At 64.3% G+C, this 19,938-nt stretch carries 19 protein-coding genes; 10 read left to right on the top strand and 9 right to left on the bottom strand.

Annotated features, from left to right (window positions below):
• Positions 1-27 precede the first annotated feature (27 nt).
• Positions 28-3,609 carry a hydantoinase B/oxoprolinase family protein gene (locus tag BMW66_RS09820; protein ID WP_093118087.1) on the top strand — a complete coding sequence of 1,194 codons (3,582 nt, stop codon included), beginning with the start codon at positions 28-30 and terminating at the stop codon, positions 3,607-3,609.
• Between the two features lie 24 nt (positions 3,610-3,633).
• On the opposite strand, the gene BMW66_RS09815 is transcribed toward BMW66_RS09820, so the two are convergent.
• Both BMW66_RS09815 and BMW66_RS09810 read right to left on the bottom strand, forming a co-directional pair.
• Positions 3,634-4,245, bottom strand: coding sequence for an MlaC/ttg2D family ABC transporter substrate-binding protein (locus BMW66_RS09815; protein ID WP_093117947.1), 612 nt, complete (start codon positions 4,243-4,245; stop codon positions 3,634-3,636).
• On the bottom strand, positions 4,238-5,053 hold the full coding sequence (locus BMW66_RS09810) for an MlaA family lipoprotein (protein WP_093117945.1): 816 nt from the start codon (positions 5,051-5,053) through the stop codon (positions 4,238-4,240). Before BMW66_RS09810 ends, BMW66_RS09815 begins: the two co-directional genes overlap by 8 nt.
• Before the next feature lie 169 nt (positions 5,054-5,222).
• On the opposite strand from BMW66_RS09810, the gene BMW66_RS09805 reads away from it, so the two are divergent.
• The 6 genes from BMW66_RS09805 (at position 5,223) to BMW66_RS09780 (ending at position 11,112) form a co-directional block, all read left to right on the top strand.
• Positions 5,223-6,956 (top strand): type I secretion system permease/ATPase, encoded by a 1,734-nt coding sequence (locus BMW66_RS09805; protein ID WP_093117943.1) that lies wholly within the window; start codon positions 5,223-5,225, stop codon positions 6,954-6,956.
• Positions 6,953-8,257, top strand: a complete 1,305-nt coding sequence (locus BMW66_RS09800; protein WP_093117941.1) for an HlyD family type I secretion periplasmic adaptor subunit — start codon at positions 6,953-6,955, stop codon at positions 8,255-8,257. The genes BMW66_RS09805 and BMW66_RS09800 overlap by 4 nt, the downstream gene beginning before the upstream one ends.
• Before the next feature lie 109 nt (positions 8,258-8,366).
• Entirely contained in the window at positions 8,367-8,828 is a 462-nt protein-coding gene (locus BMW66_RS09795; protein ID WP_093117939.1) for a RidA family protein, read from the top strand.
• The gene (locus tag BMW66_RS09790; RefSeq protein ID WP_093117937.1) at positions 8,825-9,592 is read left to right on the top strand and encodes a glycerophosphodiester phosphodiesterase family protein; all 768 of its coding nucleotides are present in this window, start codon (positions 8,825-8,827) and stop codon (positions 9,590-9,592) included. Before BMW66_RS09795 ends, BMW66_RS09790 begins: the two co-directional genes overlap by 4 nt.
• A 48-nt stretch (positions 9,593-9,640) precedes the next feature.
• Complete coding sequence (locus tag BMW66_RS09785; RefSeq protein ID WP_093117935.1) at positions 9,641-10,825, top strand: GNAT family N-acetyltransferase; 1,185 nt, start codon at positions 9,641-9,643, stop codon at positions 10,823-10,825.
• On the top strand, positions 10,822-11,112 hold the full coding sequence (locus tag BMW66_RS09780; RefSeq protein WP_093117933.1) for a 4a-hydroxytetrahydrobiopterin dehydratase: 291 nt from the start codon (positions 10,822-10,824) through the stop codon (positions 11,110-11,112). Before BMW66_RS09785 ends, BMW66_RS09780 begins: the two co-directional genes overlap by 4 nt.
• 17 nt (positions 11,113-11,129) lie before the next feature.
• Here the strand turns inward: BMW66_RS09780 and BMW66_RS09775 are convergent, their stop codons facing one another.
• Positions 11,130-11,939, bottom strand: coding sequence for a division plane positioning ATPase MipZ (locus BMW66_RS09775; RefSeq protein WP_093117931.1), 810 nt, complete (start codon positions 11,937-11,939; stop codon positions 11,130-11,132).
• Positions 11,940-12,148: 209 nt separating this feature from the next.
• On the opposite strand from BMW66_RS09775, the gene BMW66_RS09770 reads away from it, so the two are divergent.
• Positions 12,149-13,291 carry a trans-sulfuration enzyme family protein gene (locus BMW66_RS09770; RefSeq protein WP_093117929.1) on the top strand — a complete coding sequence of 381 codons (1,143 nt, stop codon included), beginning with the start codon at positions 12,149-12,151 and terminating at the stop codon, positions 13,289-13,291.
• Here BMW66_RS09770 and trmD read toward each other — a convergent pair whose 3' ends face one another.
• From trmD to BMW66_RS09740, 6 genes are all read right to left on the bottom strand, one after another.
• Positions 13,292-14,092, bottom strand: a complete 801-nt coding sequence (trmD, locus tag BMW66_RS09765) for a tRNA (guanosine(37)-N1)-methyltransferase TrmD (RefSeq protein ID WP_093117927.1) — start codon at positions 14,090-14,092, stop codon at positions 13,292-13,294.
• On the bottom strand, positions 14,089-14,898 hold the full coding sequence (locus BMW66_RS09760) for a hypothetical protein (protein ID WP_093117925.1): 810 nt from the start codon (positions 14,896-14,898) through the stop codon (positions 14,089-14,091). Before BMW66_RS09760 ends, trmD begins: the two co-directional genes overlap by 4 nt.
• Positions 14,899-14,923: 25 nt before the next feature.
• On the bottom strand, positions 14,924-15,427 hold the full coding sequence (gene rimM / locus BMW66_RS09755; RefSeq protein ID WP_093118085.1) for a ribosome maturation factor RimM: 504 nt from the start codon (positions 15,425-15,427) through the stop codon (positions 14,924-14,926).
• Positions 15,428-15,731: 304 nt separating this feature from the next.
• Positions 15,732-16,277, bottom strand: a complete 546-nt coding sequence (locus BMW66_RS09750; protein WP_093117923.1) for an NADPH-dependent FMN reductase — start codon at positions 16,275-16,277, stop codon at positions 15,732-15,734.
• A 148-nt stretch (positions 16,278-16,425) separates the two neighbouring features.
• A complete protein-coding gene (locus tag BMW66_RS20755) occupies positions 16,426-17,079 on the bottom strand; it encodes a YiaD family glycine zipper/OmpA-like lipoprotein (protein WP_093118083.1) in 654 nt (217 codons plus the stop codon).
• 128 nt (positions 17,080-17,207) lie between these two features.
• On the bottom strand, positions 17,208-18,047 hold the full coding sequence (locus BMW66_RS09740; RefSeq protein ID WP_093117921.1) for a methylated-DNA--[protein]-cysteine S-methyltransferase: 840 nt from the start codon (positions 18,045-18,047) through the stop codon (positions 17,208-17,210).
• Between the two features lie 102 nt (positions 18,048-18,149).
• Here BMW66_RS09740 and nth point away from each other — a divergent pair, with 102 nt between their 5' ends.
• Together nth and BMW66_RS09730 are read left to right on the top strand one after the other, a co-directional pair.
• Positions 18,150-18,794, top strand: coding sequence for an endonuclease III (nth, locus tag BMW66_RS09735; RefSeq protein ID WP_093117919.1), 645 nt, complete (start codon positions 18,150-18,152; stop codon positions 18,792-18,794).
• Complete coding sequence (locus tag BMW66_RS09730; protein ID WP_093117917.1) at positions 18,791-19,777, top strand: adenosine kinase; 987 nt, start codon at positions 18,791-18,793, stop codon at positions 19,775-19,777. The genes nth and BMW66_RS09730 overlap by 4 nt, the downstream gene beginning before the upstream one ends.
• Positions 19,778-19,938: the final 161 nt, after the last annotated feature.

Raw genomic sequence — 19,938 nt, 5'->3', positions numbered from 1 at the left:
TTTGGCAGGATGCGCAGGGAGACGGGCATGAGCGGACAGTGGGAATTCTGGATCGACCGGGGCGGCACGTTCACCGATGTCGTGGCGCGCACGCCCGAGGGCGAGGTGAAGACCCACAAGCTTCTGTCGGAAAACCCCGGACGCTACCGCGATGCGGCGGTGCAGGGCATCCGCGAGATGATGGGGCTGGCGGGCGAAGATTTTCCCGAAGGCGCCATTCGCGCGGTCAAAATGGGCACCACGGTGGCGACCAACGCCCTTCTGGAGCGCAAGGGCGAGCGGGTGGTTCTGGTGATCACAGGCGGGTTCCGCGATTTGCTCAAGTTCGGGTATCAGACGCGCCCGCGCCTGTTCGATCTGGAGATCCGGCGACCCGAGCTTCTTTATGACAGCGTTATCGAGATGGACGAGCGGCTTGATGCCGGGGGGGATGTCGTGCGCCCGCTGGACGAAAGTGCGCTGCGCGAACAGATGCAGGCCGCGTTCGACGGCGGGGTGCGGGCCATCGCGATTGCGGGGTTGCATGGATACCTCAACCCCGCGCATGAGGCGCGCGCGGCGCGGATCGCCCGCGATATCGGGTTCACCCAGGTGTCGGTGAGCCATGAGGTCAGCCGTCTGGCCAAGCTGGTGGGGCGCGGCGATACCACGGTGGTGGACGCCTATCTCTCGCCGATCCTGCGCCGCTATGTGGAACAGGTGGCGGACGCGCTTGATATGGGGCGGGCCTGCGAGCGGCTGCTGTTCATGCAGTCCAATGGCGGGCTAACCGATGCTGCGCTGTTCCAGGGGCGCGATGCGATCCTGTCGGGTCCGGCGGGCGGTATTGTCGGCATGGTCAAGACGGCGGAGGCGGCGGGGTACGACCGCCTGATCGGCTTTGACATGGGCGGCACCTCCACCGATGTGAGCCATTATGCCGGAGACTACGAACGCTCTTTCGAGACGGAAGTGGCCGGTGTGCGGATGCGCGCGCCGATGATGGACATTCACACCGTTGCGGCGGGAGGCGGGTCGATTTGCAAGTTCGAGGACGGGCGCTATCAGGTGGGACCGGAAAGCGCGGGCGCCGATCCGGGGCCGGCGTGTTACCGCCGGGGCGGGCCGCTGACGGTGACCGACTGCAACGTGATGCTGGGCAAGCTGAACGCGGATCATTTCCCGCAGGTGTTCGGCCCACAAGGCGATGCGCCGCTGGATGCGGATGCGGTGCGCGAGACATTCGGCGCGCTGTCAAACGAGATCGCGCAGGCCACCGGGCAGAAGGCGCAGCCACCCGAGGTGGTGGCCGAAGGGTTCCTTCGGATCGCGGTGGACAACATGGCCAATGCGATCAAGAAGATCAGCGTGCAGCGCGGCCATGACGTGACCGGCTATACCTTGCAGTGTTTCGGTGGGGCCGGGGGGCAGCACGCCTGCCTCGTGGCCGATGCGCTTGGCATGACGCGGGTGTTTCTACATCCCCATGCCGGTGTGCTGTCGGCCTATGGTATGGGGCTGGCGGAGATTCGGGCCATGCGCGAGGTGCAACTCGATACCTCCCTGAGCGATGACGATGCGGCGCGCGCGGCGCTGGCCAAGATCGAAGGCGAGGCGCGCGAGGAGGTGCGCGCGCAGGGCGTCGAGGACTGCCGGATCGAGGCGAAGGCGCATCTGCGCTATGACGGGTCGCATCAGGCGCTGGAGGTGCCCTTCGGCGCGGTGGAGGCGATGCGAGACGAATTCGAGGAGACGCACCGGCAGCGGTTCGGGTTCGCGTCACCCGAGCGGGCGATCCTGTTCGAGATGCTTAGCGTCGAGGCGATCGGAGAGACCGGAGAGGCGCCCATCGCATTGCCGACCGGGCAATCGGAGACGCCGAAGGCCCGGATCACGGTCTTCACCGGCGGGGAATGGTGCGACGTGCCGCTTTATGCGCGCGACGATCTGAGCGGGTCCGCGCGGATCAAGGGGCCGGCGGTGATCACCGAAGCGACCGGCACGAATGTGGTCGAGCCCGGATGGGCCGCGCGGTTGGACGGGTTCGGCAACCTCATCCTTGAGCGGGTGGAGGCGAAGGCGCGCGTCCATGCGGCGGGAACGGAGGCCGATCCGGTGCTTCTGGAGGTGTTCAACAACCTGTTCATGTCGGTGGCCGACCAGATGGGCGCGACGCTGGCCAACACATCATGGAGCGTGAACATCAAGGAGCGGCTCGATTTCTCCTGCGCGATCTTCGATGAGGCTGGCGATCTGGTCGCCAATGCGCCGCATGTGCCGGTGCATCTTGGCAGCATGTCCGACTCGATCCGCACTGTCATGCGCGAGAATGCCGGGACGATTGCCGAGGGCGACGCCTTCATGCTCAATTCCCCCTACAACGGCGGCACGCATCTGCCCGATGTGACAGTGGTCACGCCGGTGTTCGTCGATGGCGCGGTGATGTTCTGGCTTGGCTCACGCGGGCATCACGCCGATATTGGCGGGCGCACCCCGGGATCGGGGCCGCCCGACAGCACCCATATCGATGAGGAAGGCGTGTTGATCGACAATGTGCGGCTGGTGAAGGAGGGCCGGTTTCAGGAGGATCTGGCGCGGCTGGTTCTGGGCGGCGGGCGGTATCCCGCGCGCAACCCCGATCACAACATGGCCGATCTGAAGGCACAGGTGGCCGCGAACGAGACCGGGCGGCGCGAGCTTCTCAAGGTTGTCGGGCAATACGGGCTCGATGTGGTGCGGGCCTATATGGGCCATGTGCAGGATAACGCCGAGGAAAGCGTGCGGCAGGTCGTCGACCGGCTGCGGGACGGGGCGTTCAGCTACCCGATGGATCACGGCGCGCGGATCGAGGTTGCGGTGCGCGTGGATCGCGGCGCGCGCGAGGCGGTGATCGACTTCACTGGCACCAGCCCGCAGCACAGCGGCAACTACAACGCGCCGCTGTCGATCTGCCGGGCGGTGGTTCTTTATGTTTTCCGCACGATGGTGGGGGCGGAGATCCCGCTCAACGAAGGGTGCCTGAAGCCGCTGAAGATCGTGGTGCCGGATGGCTCCATGCTCAACCCGGTGTATCCGGCGGCGGTGATCGCGGGCAATACCGAGGTGTCACAGGCCACCTGCAACGCGCTTTATGGCGCGCTGAAGGTGATCGCCTGTTCGCAGGCCACGATGAACAATTTCATCTGGGGGAATGACACCTTCCAGAACTACGAGACCATCGCGGGCGGCACCGGGGCGGGGCCGGGGTTCAACGGCTGCGACGCGGTGCAAAGCCATATGACCAACACACGAATGACCGACCCGGAGATCCTTGAAAAACGCTTCCCCGTGCGGCTGGAGGAGTTCGGTATCCGAGAGGGATCGGGCGGCGCGGGACGCTGGCGCGGCGGACACGGTGCCTTGCGGCGCTTGCGGTTTCTTGCGCCGGTGACGGTGACGACGCTGTGTTCGCATCGTATCGTTCCGCCTTTTGGCGTCGATGGCGGAGAGAGCGGTGCGGTGGGCGAGAACTGGGCCGAGATGCCGGATGGAGAACAAATCGGGTTACGGGGCAATGACGAGATCGACCTGCCCGCAGGGGCGGTGTTCGGTCTGGCCACACCCGGCGGAGGCGGCTGGGGCCGGGCGTGACCCGGCCCGGTCGCGGCCCCGCTGTCAGCCCGCGTTGCGCAGATCCTGGATCAACTGGTTGATATTGCCGCCGCGACGGTCCAGCATGGCGCCGATCTCTTCCTTTTCACTCAGCCGAAGGCTGATGCCTTCGATGATCATGTCAAAGAAAAGATCGCGGCCCGAGCGGTCGGAGACGAGGAAATTCACCTCGAACGGGGCTTCTCCGCGCAGTTTGACAGTGGTGCGCACCTCGTGGAAGGTCTTGACCTTGCGGGCATCCTTCACGGTGACCTGACCGCCCTTGAACTCGTTGAACCGCTTGCCGTATTTCCGCGTGATATACCCCTTGAACGCATCGACATAGGCGTTGAGCTGCGCGCCGGAAAGCCCCCGCGCGTCGGGGCCAAGCGCGGACCGGGCGATGATCGGCACATCGGCGTAGCGTTCGAAAATCCGTTCGAAATCCCTGATCATGCCGGAAAGAGGCTGGCCCGACGAAATCACACGATTGATATCGGCCACGACCTGATCAATCAAAGCCCTCGCCCTCGCGTCGGTCAAGGCATGGGCCATGCCCGGAAGCAACAGGGCCACCGAACCGGCGGCCGCCGTGGTTCCGAGAAAGCGGCGGCGGGAGGTCATGGTATTACTCATTCAGATCCTCATAAGGGTCGCTATAGGCGGAATCATACGGATCGCTATCGGCATCTCCGTAGGGGTCATCATAGTCGTCCTGACTGCGTCCGCCAAGTTCGTAGCGGCGGTTTTGCAAATAGAGGCTTCTGGCCTGCGTGTAGCTGTCGACGCTCTCGTAAAGGACCGAATCAATCGTCGCGGTGTATGTATGCCGATCTCCGAGCCGCGCCGCCACCATGGCGAGAGTCGAGATATACCTTTCGGGCGTGGGCAGAAGCAGGCGTACCGGATCAAGCGAATAATCCACCACGAGTCCGACCGTATCGCGGGAAGTCGACGGGCCGAAGAACGGCAGTTCCACATAGGCGCCTTCCTCCACGCCCCATACGTAGAGAGTCTCGCCGAAATCCGTCTTGCTTCTTTCGAGGCCCATTTGCGAGGCTGGGTCGAACAGGCCGCCGATGCCGAGCGTCGTGTTGATGGCAAATCGCAGGATGTTCCGGCCCAGCCCTTCGCCGTTGCCTTGCAGAATGTGGTTTGCGGCGTCGCCGGGTAGCGACAGGTTGTCGGAGAAATGGCCAATGCTGTCTTGGAGGCCGGTCGGAATCGCGGTGCCGTATGTCGACGATGTCGGCCGGACAAGAACCTTGTCGAGGCTGCGGTTGAACTCATGCGTTCCGCGGTTCTGTTCCTCGTAAGGATCATTGATTGTTCCGCGCGATACCGTAGTGTCGGGCGCGGCACAGGCCGAAAGGAAACTGGCACAGACAACCGCACTCCATAGAACGGGCTTGCCAGAGAAGGTATGCTTGAAAGATAACGGCAATGAAAACTCACATATTGGTTCGAGAAATAATTTAGAGCTTCGGCGTGGAGTCCCCAAATGGCGTTTGATCGCGGCAGATTCAATGTGGCAGTTGCGTCACTTTGCGGGGACCACAGGTGACCCTGTCACAGTTTGCAGGTTCTGAAAGACCAAAATGCCGAGGGGCGGGATGCAGAAGACCATGATTCAGAGCGGTTCCGACGAGCTGCGCGCCGCACGGCAGGAAAGTCGCAGGCTCTACTGGGCGGTGGCCGTATTCAGCTTCTTTGCCAATTTGCTGATGCTGACCGGCCCGATCTACATGCTTCAGATCTATGATCGCGTGCTGGGAAGCCGGTCGGTGGAAACGCTGGTGGCATTGACGGTCCTCGTGGCGTTCCTGTTCGGGATCATGGGGCTGATGGACTATGCCCGGGGCCGAATCATGGCCCGTGTCGGTGCGCGTTTCCAGACCCGGCTTGACAAGCGGGTGTTCGATGCGGTGGTGCGCAAGTCGGCGGTCCAGAAGGATGAGCGCGCCGAAACCGGGCTTGCCGATCTCGAATCGATCCAACGGCTCATGTCGTCTCAGGCGTTGATCGCGGTATTCGACATTCCATGGACGCCCTTTTTCCTGGCGGCGATTCTGATTTTCCATCCCTGGCTTGGATATCTGGCGATCACCGGCGGGGCGATCCTGATTCTGGTGACAGTGATCAACCAGGTGACGACGAGACGACCGATGGCGCGGGCCAACACGGTGTCGCACCAGTCGCAGATGATAGCCAATCAACTGCGCGAAGAGGCCGAGATGGTGCAGAGCATGGGAATGCGCGACGCGGCCTTTCAGCGGTGGCAGAAAGCGCGGGATGCCAGCCTCAAGGAATCCATCCATGCCGCCGATCTTGGTGGCACCTATTCGTCGATCACCAAGACGTTTCGGCTTTTTCTACAATCCGCGATACTCGGTCTCGGGGCGTATCTCGTGTTGCAGGACGAACTGACCCCGGGCGCGATGATCGCGGCGTCCATTCTTCTGGGCCGGGCGCTGGCGCCGATCGAGCTGGCCATTGGTCAGTGGCCGGTGGTACAGCGCGCAGTTCGCGGATGGTCCAATCTGGAAATCCTGCTCAGCGAGGTGCGCCCCGAAGTCGAGCGGACCGAGTTGCCCAAGCCCGAGTCGCGGCTTGATGTGGTCCAGCTTACAGTCGTTCCACCGGGCGAGGCGCAGGCGGCGCTGCGTGTGCTGAGCTTCAGCGTTCAGCCCGGTCAGGCACTGGGTGTGATCGGTCCCAGCGGCGCGGGGAAGTCCACGCTGGCGAAAGCGCTGACCGGGCATTGGCGGCCTGCCGGGGGCAAGGTGCGCCTTGCCGGTGCGTCGCTGGAACAATACGAACCGGAGGCGCTTGGTCACTACATCGGATACCTGCCGCAGCGGGTCCAGCTTTTCGATGGCACCATCGCGGAGAATATTGCGCGGCTCTCGCCAGACCCCGACCCCAAATTGATCGTTTCCGCGGCGCAGAAGGCCGATGCCCATGAGATGATCCTGCAAATGCCCGATGGTTATGATACCCAGATTTCGGCCAGCAGCGCGCGGCTTTCCGGTGGACAGATTCAGCGGATCGGTCTGGCGCGGGCGCTCTACGCCGATCCGATCCTGCTTATTCTGGATGAGCCGAACTCGAATCTCGACAATTCCGGCTCCGAGGCCCTGAACGCCGCGATTCGAAACATGAAGGCAGAGGGGAAATCGGTGATCGTCATGGCGCACAGACCGGGTGCCATTCAGGAATGCGACACGCTCATGGTACTTGACAACGGTGTGAAGGTCGCGTTCGGACCGCGTGACGAGGTGCTGCGCGAACGTGTGCTGAATGCCGAACAGATCCAGAAATCAAGCGCGCCCGGAGGTGTCCAATGAAGCGGTCGGGGGCATGGTCGGCCACGCGGCCCCTGTTCGTGGGCCTGCTCGCGCTGGTGGCGCTTCTGGGCGGTTTCGGCACATGGGCGGTCATGGCAGAACTGTCCGGGGCCATCGTGGCCAGCGGCCGTATCGAGGTGGAACGCAATCGACAGATCGTGCAGCACCCCGATGGCGGCGTCGTGACGGAGATCAACGTGGAGGAAGGCGATACGGTTGAGAAGGGGGAGCTTCTGATCAGGCTCGATTCCTCTTTCCTCGAATCGGAGCTGTCGATCAACGAGGGGCAGCTTTTTGAATTCATGGCCCGCCGCGCGCGGCTTGAGGCCGAAAGCGACGGTGCAAACGAGATCACTTTCGACCCTGAACTGGTCGAAAGAGCGAAAACCGATCAGGACGTTGCGAACCTAATCGCGGGCCAGAACAGACTGTTCCAGGCGCGGCGCGACTCGATTGAACAGCTTGAGGAACAGCTTCGGCAGCGGCGCATGCAGGTCGACACACAGATCCAGGGGATCGTGGCGCAGCAGGAGGCGCTGGAGACGCAGCTTGAACTGATCAACGAGGAGCTTGCCAACCAGCAATCCCTTCTGGACAGGGGTCTTGCGCAGTCGAGCCGGGTTCTTGCGCTTCGGCGAGAGCAGTCGCGTCTGGCCGGGCAGGTGGGCGATCTGACGGCCCGCCGGGCACAGGCGGGCGAGCGGATCGCCGAAATCAATATCGAGATCAGCAACCTGACAACCCGCCGCCGCGAGGAGGCTGTCACACAGCTCCGCGATCTGCAGTTCCGCGAAATGGAGCTGCGAGAGCAACGCCGCTCCCTGCAGCGCAGGCTGGAACGACTGGAGATTCGCGCGCCGGTTTCGGGGGTGGTTTACGGACTGAAGGTGCATACGCTGGATTCGGTGATCCGTCCGGCCGAGCCGCTGCTCTATATCGTGCCGCAGGACCGCCCGCTTGTGGTGGCCGCGCAGGTTCAGCCGATTCATATTGATCAGCTATATCTCGGCCAGAATGTGAACCTGCGCTTTTCCGCCTTCGATCAACGCCGGACGCCGGAACTTCTGGGCCGTGTGGTGCTTATTTCGGCGGATGCCCACGAGGATGAGGGGACGCGCGTGAGCTATTACAGCGTTGAGATCGTGATCGAAGAGGGCGAGCAGGACAAGTTGCCGCCCAACATGAACCTCATTCCCGGCATGCCGGTGGAGTCCTTCATCCGCACAGAGGACCGATCCCCGATTGTTTACCTCACCAAGCCTTTGAGCGACTATTTCGCCAAGGCGTTCCGCGAGAATTGAGTGTCAGTCAATGCCCGCACGCCCCTGTGGCGGCATGCGGCTTTTCGGCTTTCGCCGGCTGCGGCGACGGTCTAGCTTTGCCAGCAAAGCGATCGGAGGAAGTATTACGATGAGCGACTATGAAGACAAGCTTGCCGGGTTGGGCGTGACCCTTCCCGATGCCCCCGCGCCGGCGGCGAACTACGTTCCCTATGTGCAGATTGGCGATCTGCTTTATGTCTCGGGTCAGATTTCCAACGGACCGGACGGGCTGATCAAGGGCACATTGGGCGCCGGCATGGACACGGCAGCCGGGGCGGAAGCGGCCAAAAGTTGCGCAATCAGCCTTCTGGCACAGGTCAAGGCCGCCTGTGAGGGGGATCTGGATCGGCTGGTGCGCGTGGTGAAGCTGACGGGGTTCGTCAATTCCACTACCGATTTCATTGAGCAGCCGAAGGTGATCAACGGGGCGTCGGATTTCATGGTTGCCGTGTTTGGCGATGCGGGGCGGCATTCGCGTTCCGCGGTTTCCGCGCCCTCCCTGCCCCTCGGTGTCGCGGTGGAGATCGAGGGGATCTTTCAGATCAGATGACCCCGCTCGATCCGGCGTTTCTTGGCCCGCCGCTGGCGCATCGGGCGTTGCACGATGTGGCGGCGGGACGGCCGGAAAACAGCCGCGCGGCGATTCGCGCGGCGATGACGGCGGGATACGGAATCGAGATCGACCTGCAACAGTCGCGCGATGGCCGGGCAATGGTGTTTCATGACTACACGCTCAACCGGCTGACGGGGGAAACCGGCGCGGTTCGGTCGCGAGATGCCGATGACTTGCAGCAGATCGCGCTCAGAGGCGGAGCGGAGCGCATCCCCTCCTTGAAGGATGTGCTTGCGCTTGTCGCTGGCAAGGTGCCGCTTCTGATCGAGGTCAAGGATCAGGATGGCGCGATGGGCCCGGAGACCGGCGCGCTTGAAGCGGCGGCGATCGCCGATCTTGAGGGATATGGCGGGCCGGTCGCGCTCATGTCGTTCAACCCGCACAGCGTTGCGCATTGCCTACGGCATGCGCCAGGGATTGCCTGCGGACTGATCACAAGCGCGTTCGCCGCGAAAAACTGGCCGCATCTTCCGGCGCGGGTGCGTCGTCACTTGCGCGGGATACCCGATTTCGAACGTCTGTCGCCCGCCTTCATCAGCCATGAGCGCGCAGATCTGAAAAGGCCCCGTGTGCAGGCGATCCGGGAACAGGGCACGCCCGTGCTGTGTTGGACGGTGCGTTCCCCCGGGCAGGAAGCGTGGGCACGCCGCCATGCCGACAATATCACCTTTGAAGGCTATGCCGCGCCAATCCCCGGTTGAACCCGTCCGGGTCAGGGCCACATAAGCAGGACAAGGGCAGGGACAGGCATGGAAAAGCAGATCGAGATCGAGAGCCACCCTTCGCTCGGCGGTATCGACGCGGCCGAATGGGATGCCTGCGCCTGTCCCGAGGCCGCGGATGGCGGGCGGCCGGACGATCCCTTCACAACCTATCGGTTTCTGAGTGCGCTGGAGGAAAGCGGCTCTGTCGGTCCGGGCACAGGGTGGCAGCCGCGCTATCTCGTGGCGCGGGAAGAGGGGGTGAGTATCGCCTGCGCACCGCTATACGCCAAGTCCCACAGTCAGGGCGAATACGTCTTCGATCACAACTGGGCCTATGCCTATGAGCGCGCGGGCGGGCGGTATTATCCGAAACTTCAGATCGCCGTGCCCTTCACCCCGGTTGCCGGGCGGCGATTCCTCACCCGGCCGGAATACGAGGAGATGGGCGTCGCGGCGCTGGTGCAGGGGGCGGTTCAGATCGCCTCCGACAACGGGCTGAGTTCACTGCACGCCACCTATTGCACGCCGCAAGAGGCCGAGGCGGGCCGCGCGATGGGGCTTTTGCATCGCACGGGGCAGCAGTTTCACTGGCAGAACCGCGACTACGCGGATTTCGATGCATTCCTCGCCTCGCTGAGTTCGCGCAAGCGCAAGAATATCCGCCGGGAACGCGCGCAGGCGCAGGACTTCGGCGGCACGATACGGTGCTACACCGGGGCGGAGATCACGCCGGAACACTGGGACGCGATGTGGCGGTTCTATCAGGATACCGGCGCGCGAAAATGGGGCACCCCATATCTCAGCCGGGCCTTTTTCGACATCGCGCACGAGCGACTGCGCGACGACATCCTGTTGGTGCTTGCAGAGCGAGACGGGCGCCCGGTGGCGGGCGCGATGAACCTGATCGGGCGCGATGTGCTTTATGGCCGATATTGGGGCTGTATCGAGCATCATCCCTGCCTGCATTTCGAACTGTGTTACTATCAGGCGATCGACTGGGCGATCCGCCACGGATTGAGCCGCGTCGAGGCGGGCGCGCAGGGCGAACACAAGCTGGCGCGCGGCTATCTGCCGGTGGAGACGCATTCGCTGCACTGGATGGCGGACGCCGGGTTTGCCGATGCGGTTGCGCGCTATCTGGAGGCCGAGCGAGAGGCCGTGTCTCAGGATATCGAGGTTCTCACCGCGTGGGGGCCGTTCCGAAACACCAATCAGGAGGATCACGAATGACCGAGAAACTGAGCGAGGAAACCCGCGGGCCGCTTCTCAAGCCGCTGTTCGATACCGGATGGTCGCTGGTCGAAGGGCGCGATGCGATCACCAAGACCTACAAGTTCGACAACTTCGTCGATGCGTTTTCATGGATGACCCGGGCGGCGATCTGGGCGGAGAAATGGAACCATCACCCCGAATGGTTCAATGTCTTCAACCGGGTGGAGGTGACGCTCAGCACCCATGACGTCGACGGGCTGAGCACGCTTGACGCGAAACTTGCGCGGAAGTTCGATACGCTCTGACAGGGTGGGACGTCCGCCTAGAAATCCACCGTCACGCCGGGCAGGTTCAGCGCCCTGACCAGATCGCGCAATTCCTGCCGGGCGGCGATGTTGGACAGGTTGAGCTGCTTCACCCCGATATCCTTCAGATCGAGAAGGGTCAGCCCGCGCGGGAACAATTCGCGGAATACCACACGTTCGTTGAATCCGGGGACCACGCGAAAGCCGATCCGCTTGGCCAGCCGGTCGAGGGCGCGGCCCATCTTCTCCTTGTTGACCATCGCCTGCGCGCCAAGCCGGTTGCGCATCACGATCCAGTCGATCGGGCGCAGGCCCGCCTGTGCGCGAAGCTGCCGCGCGTTCCACACCATCTCGGAATAGACCGACGGGCCGATGATCCGGTCGCCGTCGCTGTCGATCCGCGCCAGAAGATCAAAATCCACGAAGCTGTCGTTCAGCGGTGTGATGAGCGTATCGGCGAGCGAATGGGCCACCTGGCTCAGCCGCGTGTGCGATCCGGGGCAGTCGATCAGGATGAAATCGGTCTGCGGCTCCAGCGCGGCGACGGCGGCGGACAGGCGCAAGTCATAGATGTTCTCGCCGGGCTGGACGGTTTCGGGATCGACCTCTGGCAGGTCGCTAAAGTGGGCGCCCGGCAGATCGAGGCCGGAGTTTTCCAGAAATCGGCTTCTGTTTTCAAGATAGCGGCCCAGAGTGCGTTGCCGCAGGTCGAGATCGAGCACACCGACCTTGTGCCCCATGCGGGCCAGGGCGGTCGCAATGTGCATCGACATGGTGGATTTTCCCGCGCCACCCTTTTCGTTGCCCACGACAATGATATGCGCCATCTGCCTACTCTCCTGTCCGGGCTCCGCCCCGGACCCGGTTTGACCATGCCTGCCTTATTCACACTATATGTTGTGGGGAGCAATAGGGGAAGCGACAGTGCGACAGGCACCGCACGGGGCGACGCCTCCGCAAAAGGTCGGATTTTTTCGCTTGCGGGACGTGGCGCAAGGCGGTTTTGTCGCCCTGTCAGACAGGAAGGGCAGAGTCGATGGCGCAGAGTGACTGGAAACCGGCGACGCTGGCGGCGCAGGCGGCGGGCGCGGTCGATCCGCAAAGCGGTGCGGTGGTGCCACCCATACAGCCATCCACAACCTTCGCGCGCGATCGAGACTATGAGCTTGTGAACCCCGACAACACCTATCTGCGCTATCACAACGATGCGGTTCGTGTGGCTGAAAAGGTGCTCTGCGGGCTGGAAAGGGCGGCCGATAGCCTTGTTTTTCCGTCTGGTATGGCGGCCATCGCGGCGGTGATGCGCACCGTGCCCAATGGTGGACGGGTGCTGCTGCAATCGGGCATCTACTGGGGCACGACGAAATGGGTACGCGCGTTCTGTGCCCGGCGGGAGATCGTGCTCGAGGAGGTGGAGGCGAGCGATACCGGCGCGCTTCGGGCCGCTTGCGAGGCGGGGCCGGTGTCCCTTGTCTTTGTCGAGACGCCATCGAACCCGTGGCTGCGCACCGTGGACATCGCGGCGGCCGCGGATCTGGCCCATGCGGCAGGCGCTGCGCTTGTTGTCGATAGCACCGCCGCCACGCCGATCCTGTCGCATCCGCTCGCCCTTGGCGCCGACATCGTGATGCATTCGGCGACCAAGGCGATCAACGGGCATACGGATGTGCTTGGCGGGGTGCTCAGTTGCCGGACACCGGGCGCGCTTTGGGATGAGATACGCGATGACCGCGACGGGGCAGGCGCGGTGATGGGCCCGTTTGAGGCGTGGCTTCTGGTGCGCGGGATGCGCACGCTGCCGCTGCGGGTGGAGCGGATGTGCCAGACCGCGCAGGCGCTGGCGGAGTATCTCGACGATCATCCGGGCGTTGCCGCTGTGCTTTATCCGGGCCTGCCGTCGCATCCGGGGCACGATCTGGCCGCACGACAGATGACGGGGGGATTTGGCTATCTCCTCTCCGTTCTGGTGAAGGGCGGGCGCGAGGACGCGCTGCGGGTGGCCGGGCGGCTCAACCTCTTTCACCGGGCGACATCGCTTGGCGGGGTGGAAAGCCTCGTGGAGCATCGCCACACGATAGAGCCGCATACAGGCATCCCCGAGAACCTGCTGCGGCTGTCCATCGGGATTGAGGATGCGGGCGATCTGCGGGCTGATCTGGGGCAGGCGCTGGGGCAGTGATCAGCCCTTGTCCTGCGCCTCGCAGTAGGCCTTCCACATGTCGGGACGCCGGGCACGGGTGAGCGCCTCCGCGTTCTCGCGCCGCCAGCGGGCGATTTCCGCGTGGTGGCCGGACATGAGCACGTCGGGAATCGCGCGCCCCATCCATTCGGCGGGGCGTGTATATTGCGGATGCTCCAGCAACCCGTTGGAATGGCTTTCATCTTCGGTCGAGGCCGCATTGCCGAGCACGCCGGGCAAGAGGCGCACGGTTGCGTCGACCATTGCCTGCGCCGCGATCTCGCCGCCGGTCAGGACGAAATCACCAAGGCTCACCTCCTCGATTCCGTAGTGATCGAGCACGCGCTGATCCACGCCCTCAAACCGGCCGCAGAGCAGCATCACGCCATCGGCGCGGGCCCAGTCGTGCGCCATCGCCTGATCGAAGCGACGCCCGCGCGGGCTCAGGTAGACAAGCGGCCAGCGCCCCTGCGCGCCGCGCATGGCGGTCTCGATCGCGGGGCCAAGAACATCGGCGCGCAGCACCATGCCCGCGCCGCCGCCCGCCGGTGTGTCATCGACATTACGGTGCCGGCCGATGCCGAAGTTGCGCAGATCGGTGGTGTGAAGCTGCCATTTGCCGTCTTTCAGGGCCTTCCCGGTCAGGCTCTCTCCCAGAACGCCGGGAAACGCCTGCGGAAACAGCGTGATGACTCGCGCCGCCCAGACCCCGGAAAGCGCGGGGTTCTGCTCCATCAACTCGCGCGGCTTGAGCGAGGCGGCAATGGATTTTCGGCCATGGGATCGGGGTGCGTCGGTCATGGCCGCTCTCCTAGACGGTTTTGCGGCAGCGCGGAAGGGGAGCCGGACAGCAGCGCGCGCTTGGCGTCGCGGCGCGCGGCAGGGTCGTGGACGGTGCGGTTGATCGTCAGAAGCTGATCGAGCACGGGCTGCGGCGGGCGGGTGTTGGCGGGCGGAACCGCTTGCAGCTCAAGCCCCGCCGGAAGATCGAAGAACCGCAGAATGTCACCAGCGTGGCCAAGGGGGTGATCGCTTGTCGGCGGCAGCGCATGAACAGAGGCGGGGGCCACGGCGCGGGCGGTCTTCTCAACGACAGGGGCGAAGTCCGCGGCCCGTGGCAAGCGTGCGGCGAACGCCTCGTAACTCTCTGTCAGGGAAGAGGATTTCACATGTTCCCAATAGCTGCTTGGAAGCCAGTCCGCCGCCGCGCGGGTGGTGAAAACGATATGCAGATCGGAGAGCGGAAAGCGGTTTTGCAGGGCACCCGCAATCTCTGACATCAGGATCGGGACGGCGCTGTAGTCGTCGATGCCGGGGCGGCCAGGCATGTGGCCGGACAATTCCTCGGCCGAGAGGATCAGACCGCGCGATTTCAGGCCCGGAAGCGTCTCGGTCAGCTCTGTCAGCCGGATTGCCAGCTTGGCTCGCGAGGGCGCGTCGCGCCATGTGGAAAAACCACGGGCAGCAAGAACGGTGGGTCGAAGCCGGGGGCGCATCCAGATCGCCAGATGCGGCAGAAGCGCGGTGCGGTTGGCGCGCAGGGTCGCCTGAACCGTGGTGGTGCCGGTCTTGTGAAACCCGGCGTGGACCACGATCGGGCCGGTCATCGGATATCCCGCGCCCCCTGCAAGACTACAAGAGTCCGTCGGGCGGATCTGCCACGATCCGGCCTTGCGAGAGATCCACCAGCGGCACGGCCTCGCGTGTGAAGGGCAGCAAAACGGTGGTCTTCAACCCCGGCCCGTGAATTTCCAGAAGATCCGCAGAGCCATGATTCTGCACGGATTTCACATGCCCGAGAAGCGTTCCGCCGGTGTCGCGCACCTCCAGACCGATCAGATCGGCATGGTAAAATTCGTCCTCGGGCAGTTCGGGAAGCCGCGCCCTCGGGGCATAAAGCCGGGTCCCGCGCAGGGCATCGGCCTCTTCCTTCGTGTCCACGCCGGACAGGCGCACGGCGAGGCCGTTCTTGATCGCCCGCGTGACGGTGACAGAGAACTCGCGCGCCCCGTCCTCGGTGCTGAGCGGGGCGTAGTCGGCGATGGCCTCGGCCTGCGCCGTGAAGCTCTTGAGGCGTACTTCGCCGTTGACGCCGTAGGCGCCTGCGATGGCTCCGACACAGATCATCTCCGACATGGGCTTTCCGTTTTCCCGGGCCTTATCAATCCTGTTTTCCCCCATCGGGAGGGGCTGTGCAAGGGAAAGCGCGAATCATGTGTTAACGGGCTGATTTTGAACGAAAACCCAATGCGGTAAAACGTCGGTATCGCGTCGGTATTACGTCGGTGCCAGAAACGGCGCCGCGCCGTCTCGGGCCGTAGTGAACGCGGCGCGCGTTGCTTTTTCGAGTATTTTCGGAACAGAGAAAGGGTCATGCCCTCTGCCGCATCTTCCCGGTCCAAATACCTCGGGGTCCGGGGCAGCGCCCCGGTGCGTTCGGTCAGGCGCCGCGCTCGATTTCCCGGCGCAGCGCCTGCATCAGGTCGCCAAGAGACTTCTGATAGAGATCGGAGGTCAGGCGGCCGCCCTCGTCGAACTGGTTGCGGGCATCGGCCACGCCGATCTCCGGCCCCGGCACAAGGCGCACGCGAAAGGGGGTCATGCAGTGGCGCAGCATGCTTTGCCCGCGCACGCCGCCCGCGCGGCCCGCAGCGGCGCTCATCACGGCGACGGGTTTGCCGGACCAGGGTTTCACATCCGTGCGGCTGATCCAGTCGAGCGCATTCTTCATCACGCCGGAAATGCCGCTGTTGTATTCGGGTGTGGAGATCAGCACCGCGTCGGCATCGCGAATCTGTTTGGCGAGCGTGATGACTACCCCGGGCACGCCGTCGCGGTCCTCGTTGTCACCATTGTAGAGCGGCAGGTCGAGATCGGCCTCGGTATAGTCGGCCTCGCCGAAGAGGCGCGCGGCCTCGCGCAGCAGCTTGCGGTTGGTGGACCCGCCGCGCAGCGAACCGGAGAGGCCAATCAATCGGGTGGTCATGCGAATCTCCCTTCATCGTTGGGGTCGGGCGCCGTACATGCGGTTGGGACAGAACCTAGGCGGCGCATGCTGCCCGGCAAATGCAAACCGGCGCACAAGGGCTGTGCGCCGGTTCGATGACGTTGCGACGGTTTGCCGACGTCCGCGATCAGCCGCTGTTCGGCAGGATCACGATTTCCACCCGCCGGTTCTGCGCCCGGCCTTCGACGGTCAGGTTGGTGGCCACGGGCTGATCCTCGCCGCGGCCGATGGTGCGGATGCGCGAGTTGGACACCCCGTTGTCGAGCAGCACATTGGCCACCGCGCCCGCGCGGCGTTCGGAGAGTTGCTGGTTATACGCCGCCGATCCGGTGTTGTCGGTATGGCCGAGCACCTGAATCCGGGAGTTGGGGTAGTTCCGCAGGTTGGTCGAAAGCGCGCCAAGGTCGCGACGCAGATCCGGGCGGACCGTAAAGCTGTCGGTGGCAAAGAGGATGTCCTGCGCCATTGTGACGATCAGGCGGTCGCCGGTGTTGTTGATCACGACGTCGTCATTGTCCATCTGGCGGCGCAGATCCGCCTCCTGCTTGTCGAGCTGGCTGCCGATGATGGCCCCTCCGGCCGCGCCAAGCGCACCGCCCACAAGCGCGCCCTTGGCCTTGTCATCCGTGGAGAACAGACCCGCCGCGGCGCCGAGCGCCCCGCCGAGAAGCGCGCCTTGCTGAGTCCGGTTGTCGGCGCCGACCTGTCCGGGGTCGGTGCAGGCGCCAAGGGTGATGGCCGCGGTCAGCGCAATGGCCAGAGAGTGGTGTGTTCGGATCATCATTGTCATGCCTTGTTGCTGGATCTCGGGTCTGTCCGGATCATTTAATCCGTTCCGCACAGTCTGCGCCCTATGGCGTGCGGCAACAAGGGGGCATCGGCAGCATTTCGCCGGTGCGGGCCATGGCCTCAACCCGCCGCGCGGGCCGATTCATAGGCGAGAATGGCGCGTTTGACCGGCAGGCCCCAGTGATAGCCGCCAAGCCCGCCCGACTTGCGCAGGGCCCGGTGGCAGGGGATCAGAAAGCTCACCGGGTTGCGGCCGATGGCGGTGCCCACCGCCCGCACGGCGCGCGGGTTTCCCACCGCCTGCGCGATTTCCGAATAGGTGCTGACATGACCCGAGGGGATGCGCATCAGCGCCTCCCAGACCTTGATCTGCATCGGTGTGCCGATCATGTGCAGCCGTGCCTCGCCCTTCTGGGCAAACGCCGCCTCGACCCAGCCGCGAACAGATTCCGGGTCGTGGGTGAAGCGCGCCATTGGCCAGCGGGCGGTCATGTCGGCGAAGGCGGCCTCCGGCCCCGTCTCCTCGGCGAAGGCCAGCCCGCAAAGCCCGCGGTCGGTGCCCATGGCGAGCGTCTGGCCGAAGGGCCCGTCGAACCAGCCATGGCGAACGGTCAGCCCGGCACCGCGGCGGGCAAACTCCCCCGGACTCATCGCCTCCCACCGCAGAAAGAGATCGTGCAGCCGCCCGCTGCCCGACAGGCCGAGGGCGTGGCTCGCCTCCAGCGTGGTGAACCGATCCTGCAACAGCCGCTTGGCGTGGCCAAGGGCGAGATACTGCTGAAACCGCTTGGGAGAGACCCCGGCCCAGCGGGAGAAGACGCGCTGAAAATGCGCGGGACTCATGTTCATCTCGTGCGCCAGTTCCTCCAGCGGCATCGCCTCTCCGCCCCGGTCGATCAACTCGATCGCGCGGCGCATGACGTGGTAGTGATAGCCTTGATCAGGGGTGTCGAGTGTCATCGGGACCGTTCCATCGCTTTACCGGCACAGGTTTACCGCGCCGCGCGGCGCCCGGCGACCCGAATGTTGCGCATAGGGAAAAATGCGGGCATATCCGTCCTCATGGCCCGGCAGCTCGATTATCACACGATCCGCGAGATCTTTACCCGGTTTCAGGCGGCGGAGCCGGAACCGAAGGGCGAGCTTGAGCATGTGAACGCCTTTACGCTTCTGGTGGCGGTGGCGCTGTCGGCGCAGGCCACGGATACGGGGGTGAACAAGGCCACGCGCGCCCTTTTCGCGGTCGCCGATACGCCGGACAGGATGCTGGCGCTGGGCGAAGAGCGGCTGACCGAGCACATCAGGACGATCGGCCTTTACCGCAACAAGGCGAAAAACGTCATGAAGCTCTCGCGCATTCTCGCGCAGGAGTATGGCGGCGAGGTGCCCTCCTCGCGCGCCGCGCTGCAAAGCCTGCCCGGCGTGGGGCGCAAGACCGCCAACGTTGTTCTGAACATGTGGTGGCAGTATCCGGCGCAGGCGGTCGATACCCATATCTTCCGTTTCGGCAATCGCTCGGGCGTGTGTCCGGGCAAGGACGTGGTGGCGGTGGAGCACGCGATCGAGGATCATGTCCCGGTCGAGTTTCAACGTCACGCCCATCACTGGATGATCCTGCACGGGCGCTATGTCTGCAAGGCGCGCAAGCCGCTTTGCGCGACCTGCGTGATCCGGGATCTCTGTGAATTCGAGGACAAGACTCTATGAGCACCTATCAGGTTGTCGGAATAGGCAACGCCATCGTCGATGTCATCAGCCAGGCCGATGACGCCTTTCTGGAGCGTATGGGAATCGGCAAGGGCATCATGCAACTGGTCGATCAGGACCGCGGCGAGATGCTCTATGGCGCGATGGAGGACCGCTGGCAGGCGCCGGGCGGGTCGGTCGCCAACACGCTGGCCGGGCTGGGCAACCTTGGGCTGTCCACGGCCTTCATCGGGCGGGTGCACGACGATGCGCTGGGCCGGTTCTATGCCGATGAAATGGCGGCGGGCGGCACCGATTTCGTGAACCCGCCGGTGGCGTGGGGCGAATTGCCCACCTCGCGGTCGATGATCTTCGTCTCGCCCGATGGCGAGCGGTCGATGAACACCTATCTCGGGATTTCCTCGGAACTGGGGCCCGACGATGTCGCCGACGAGGTGGCGGGGCAGGCGGCGATCCTGTTCCTGGAGGGGTATCTTTACGACAAGCCCAAGGGCAAGGCGGCGTTCGAACGGGCGGCGCGCCTGTGCCGCGAGGCGGGCGGAAAGGCCGGGATCGCGCTGTCCGATCCGTTCTGCGTGGATCGCCACCGCGCGGATTTCCGGCGGCTGGTCAAGGATCTCGATTACGTGATCGGCAATCAGCACGAATGGGAATCGCTCTACCAGACCGATCTGAGCACGGCGCTGGAACAGGCGGCACAGGACAGCGGGCTGGTGGTCTGCACACGTTCGGGCCATGATGTCGTGCTGGTGCAGGGCGACGAGGAAGCGGTCGTGCCGGTGCGCGAAATCATCCCCGTCGATGCCACCGGCGCGGGCGATCAGTTCGCCGCCGGGTTCCTTTACGGCATGGCCACCGGGGCGCCGCTGGAGCAAGCGGGCCGGATGGGCTGCGTTGCGGCGGCGGAGGTGATCACCCATTTCGGCGCGCGGCCCGAAACCGACCTCAGGGCACTGTTTCGCAAGCAGGGACTGATTGCCTGAGCGGCGCGTGCGCCCCATCCGGTCACGCCGGTCGGCACTGCGCCGATGCTTACGGGCCGGATGGGGCGGCGTCTCCTCGGGCGGTCATCGGCTTCCCAGCCTGTTCCGCGCCCTCATGAAATATCGATTCGGGTTAACAAACCCTTGTGCATCTTCTCGGG

Source organism: Salinihabitans flavidus (assembly GCF_900110425.1).
Classification (GTDB): Bacteria; Pseudomonadota; Alphaproteobacteria; order Rhodobacterales; family Rhodobacteraceae; genus Salinihabitans; species Salinihabitans flavidus.
The sequence above is the reverse complement of the archived record's forward strand: the minus strand, read 5'-3'. Positions and strand labels throughout refer to the sequence as shown.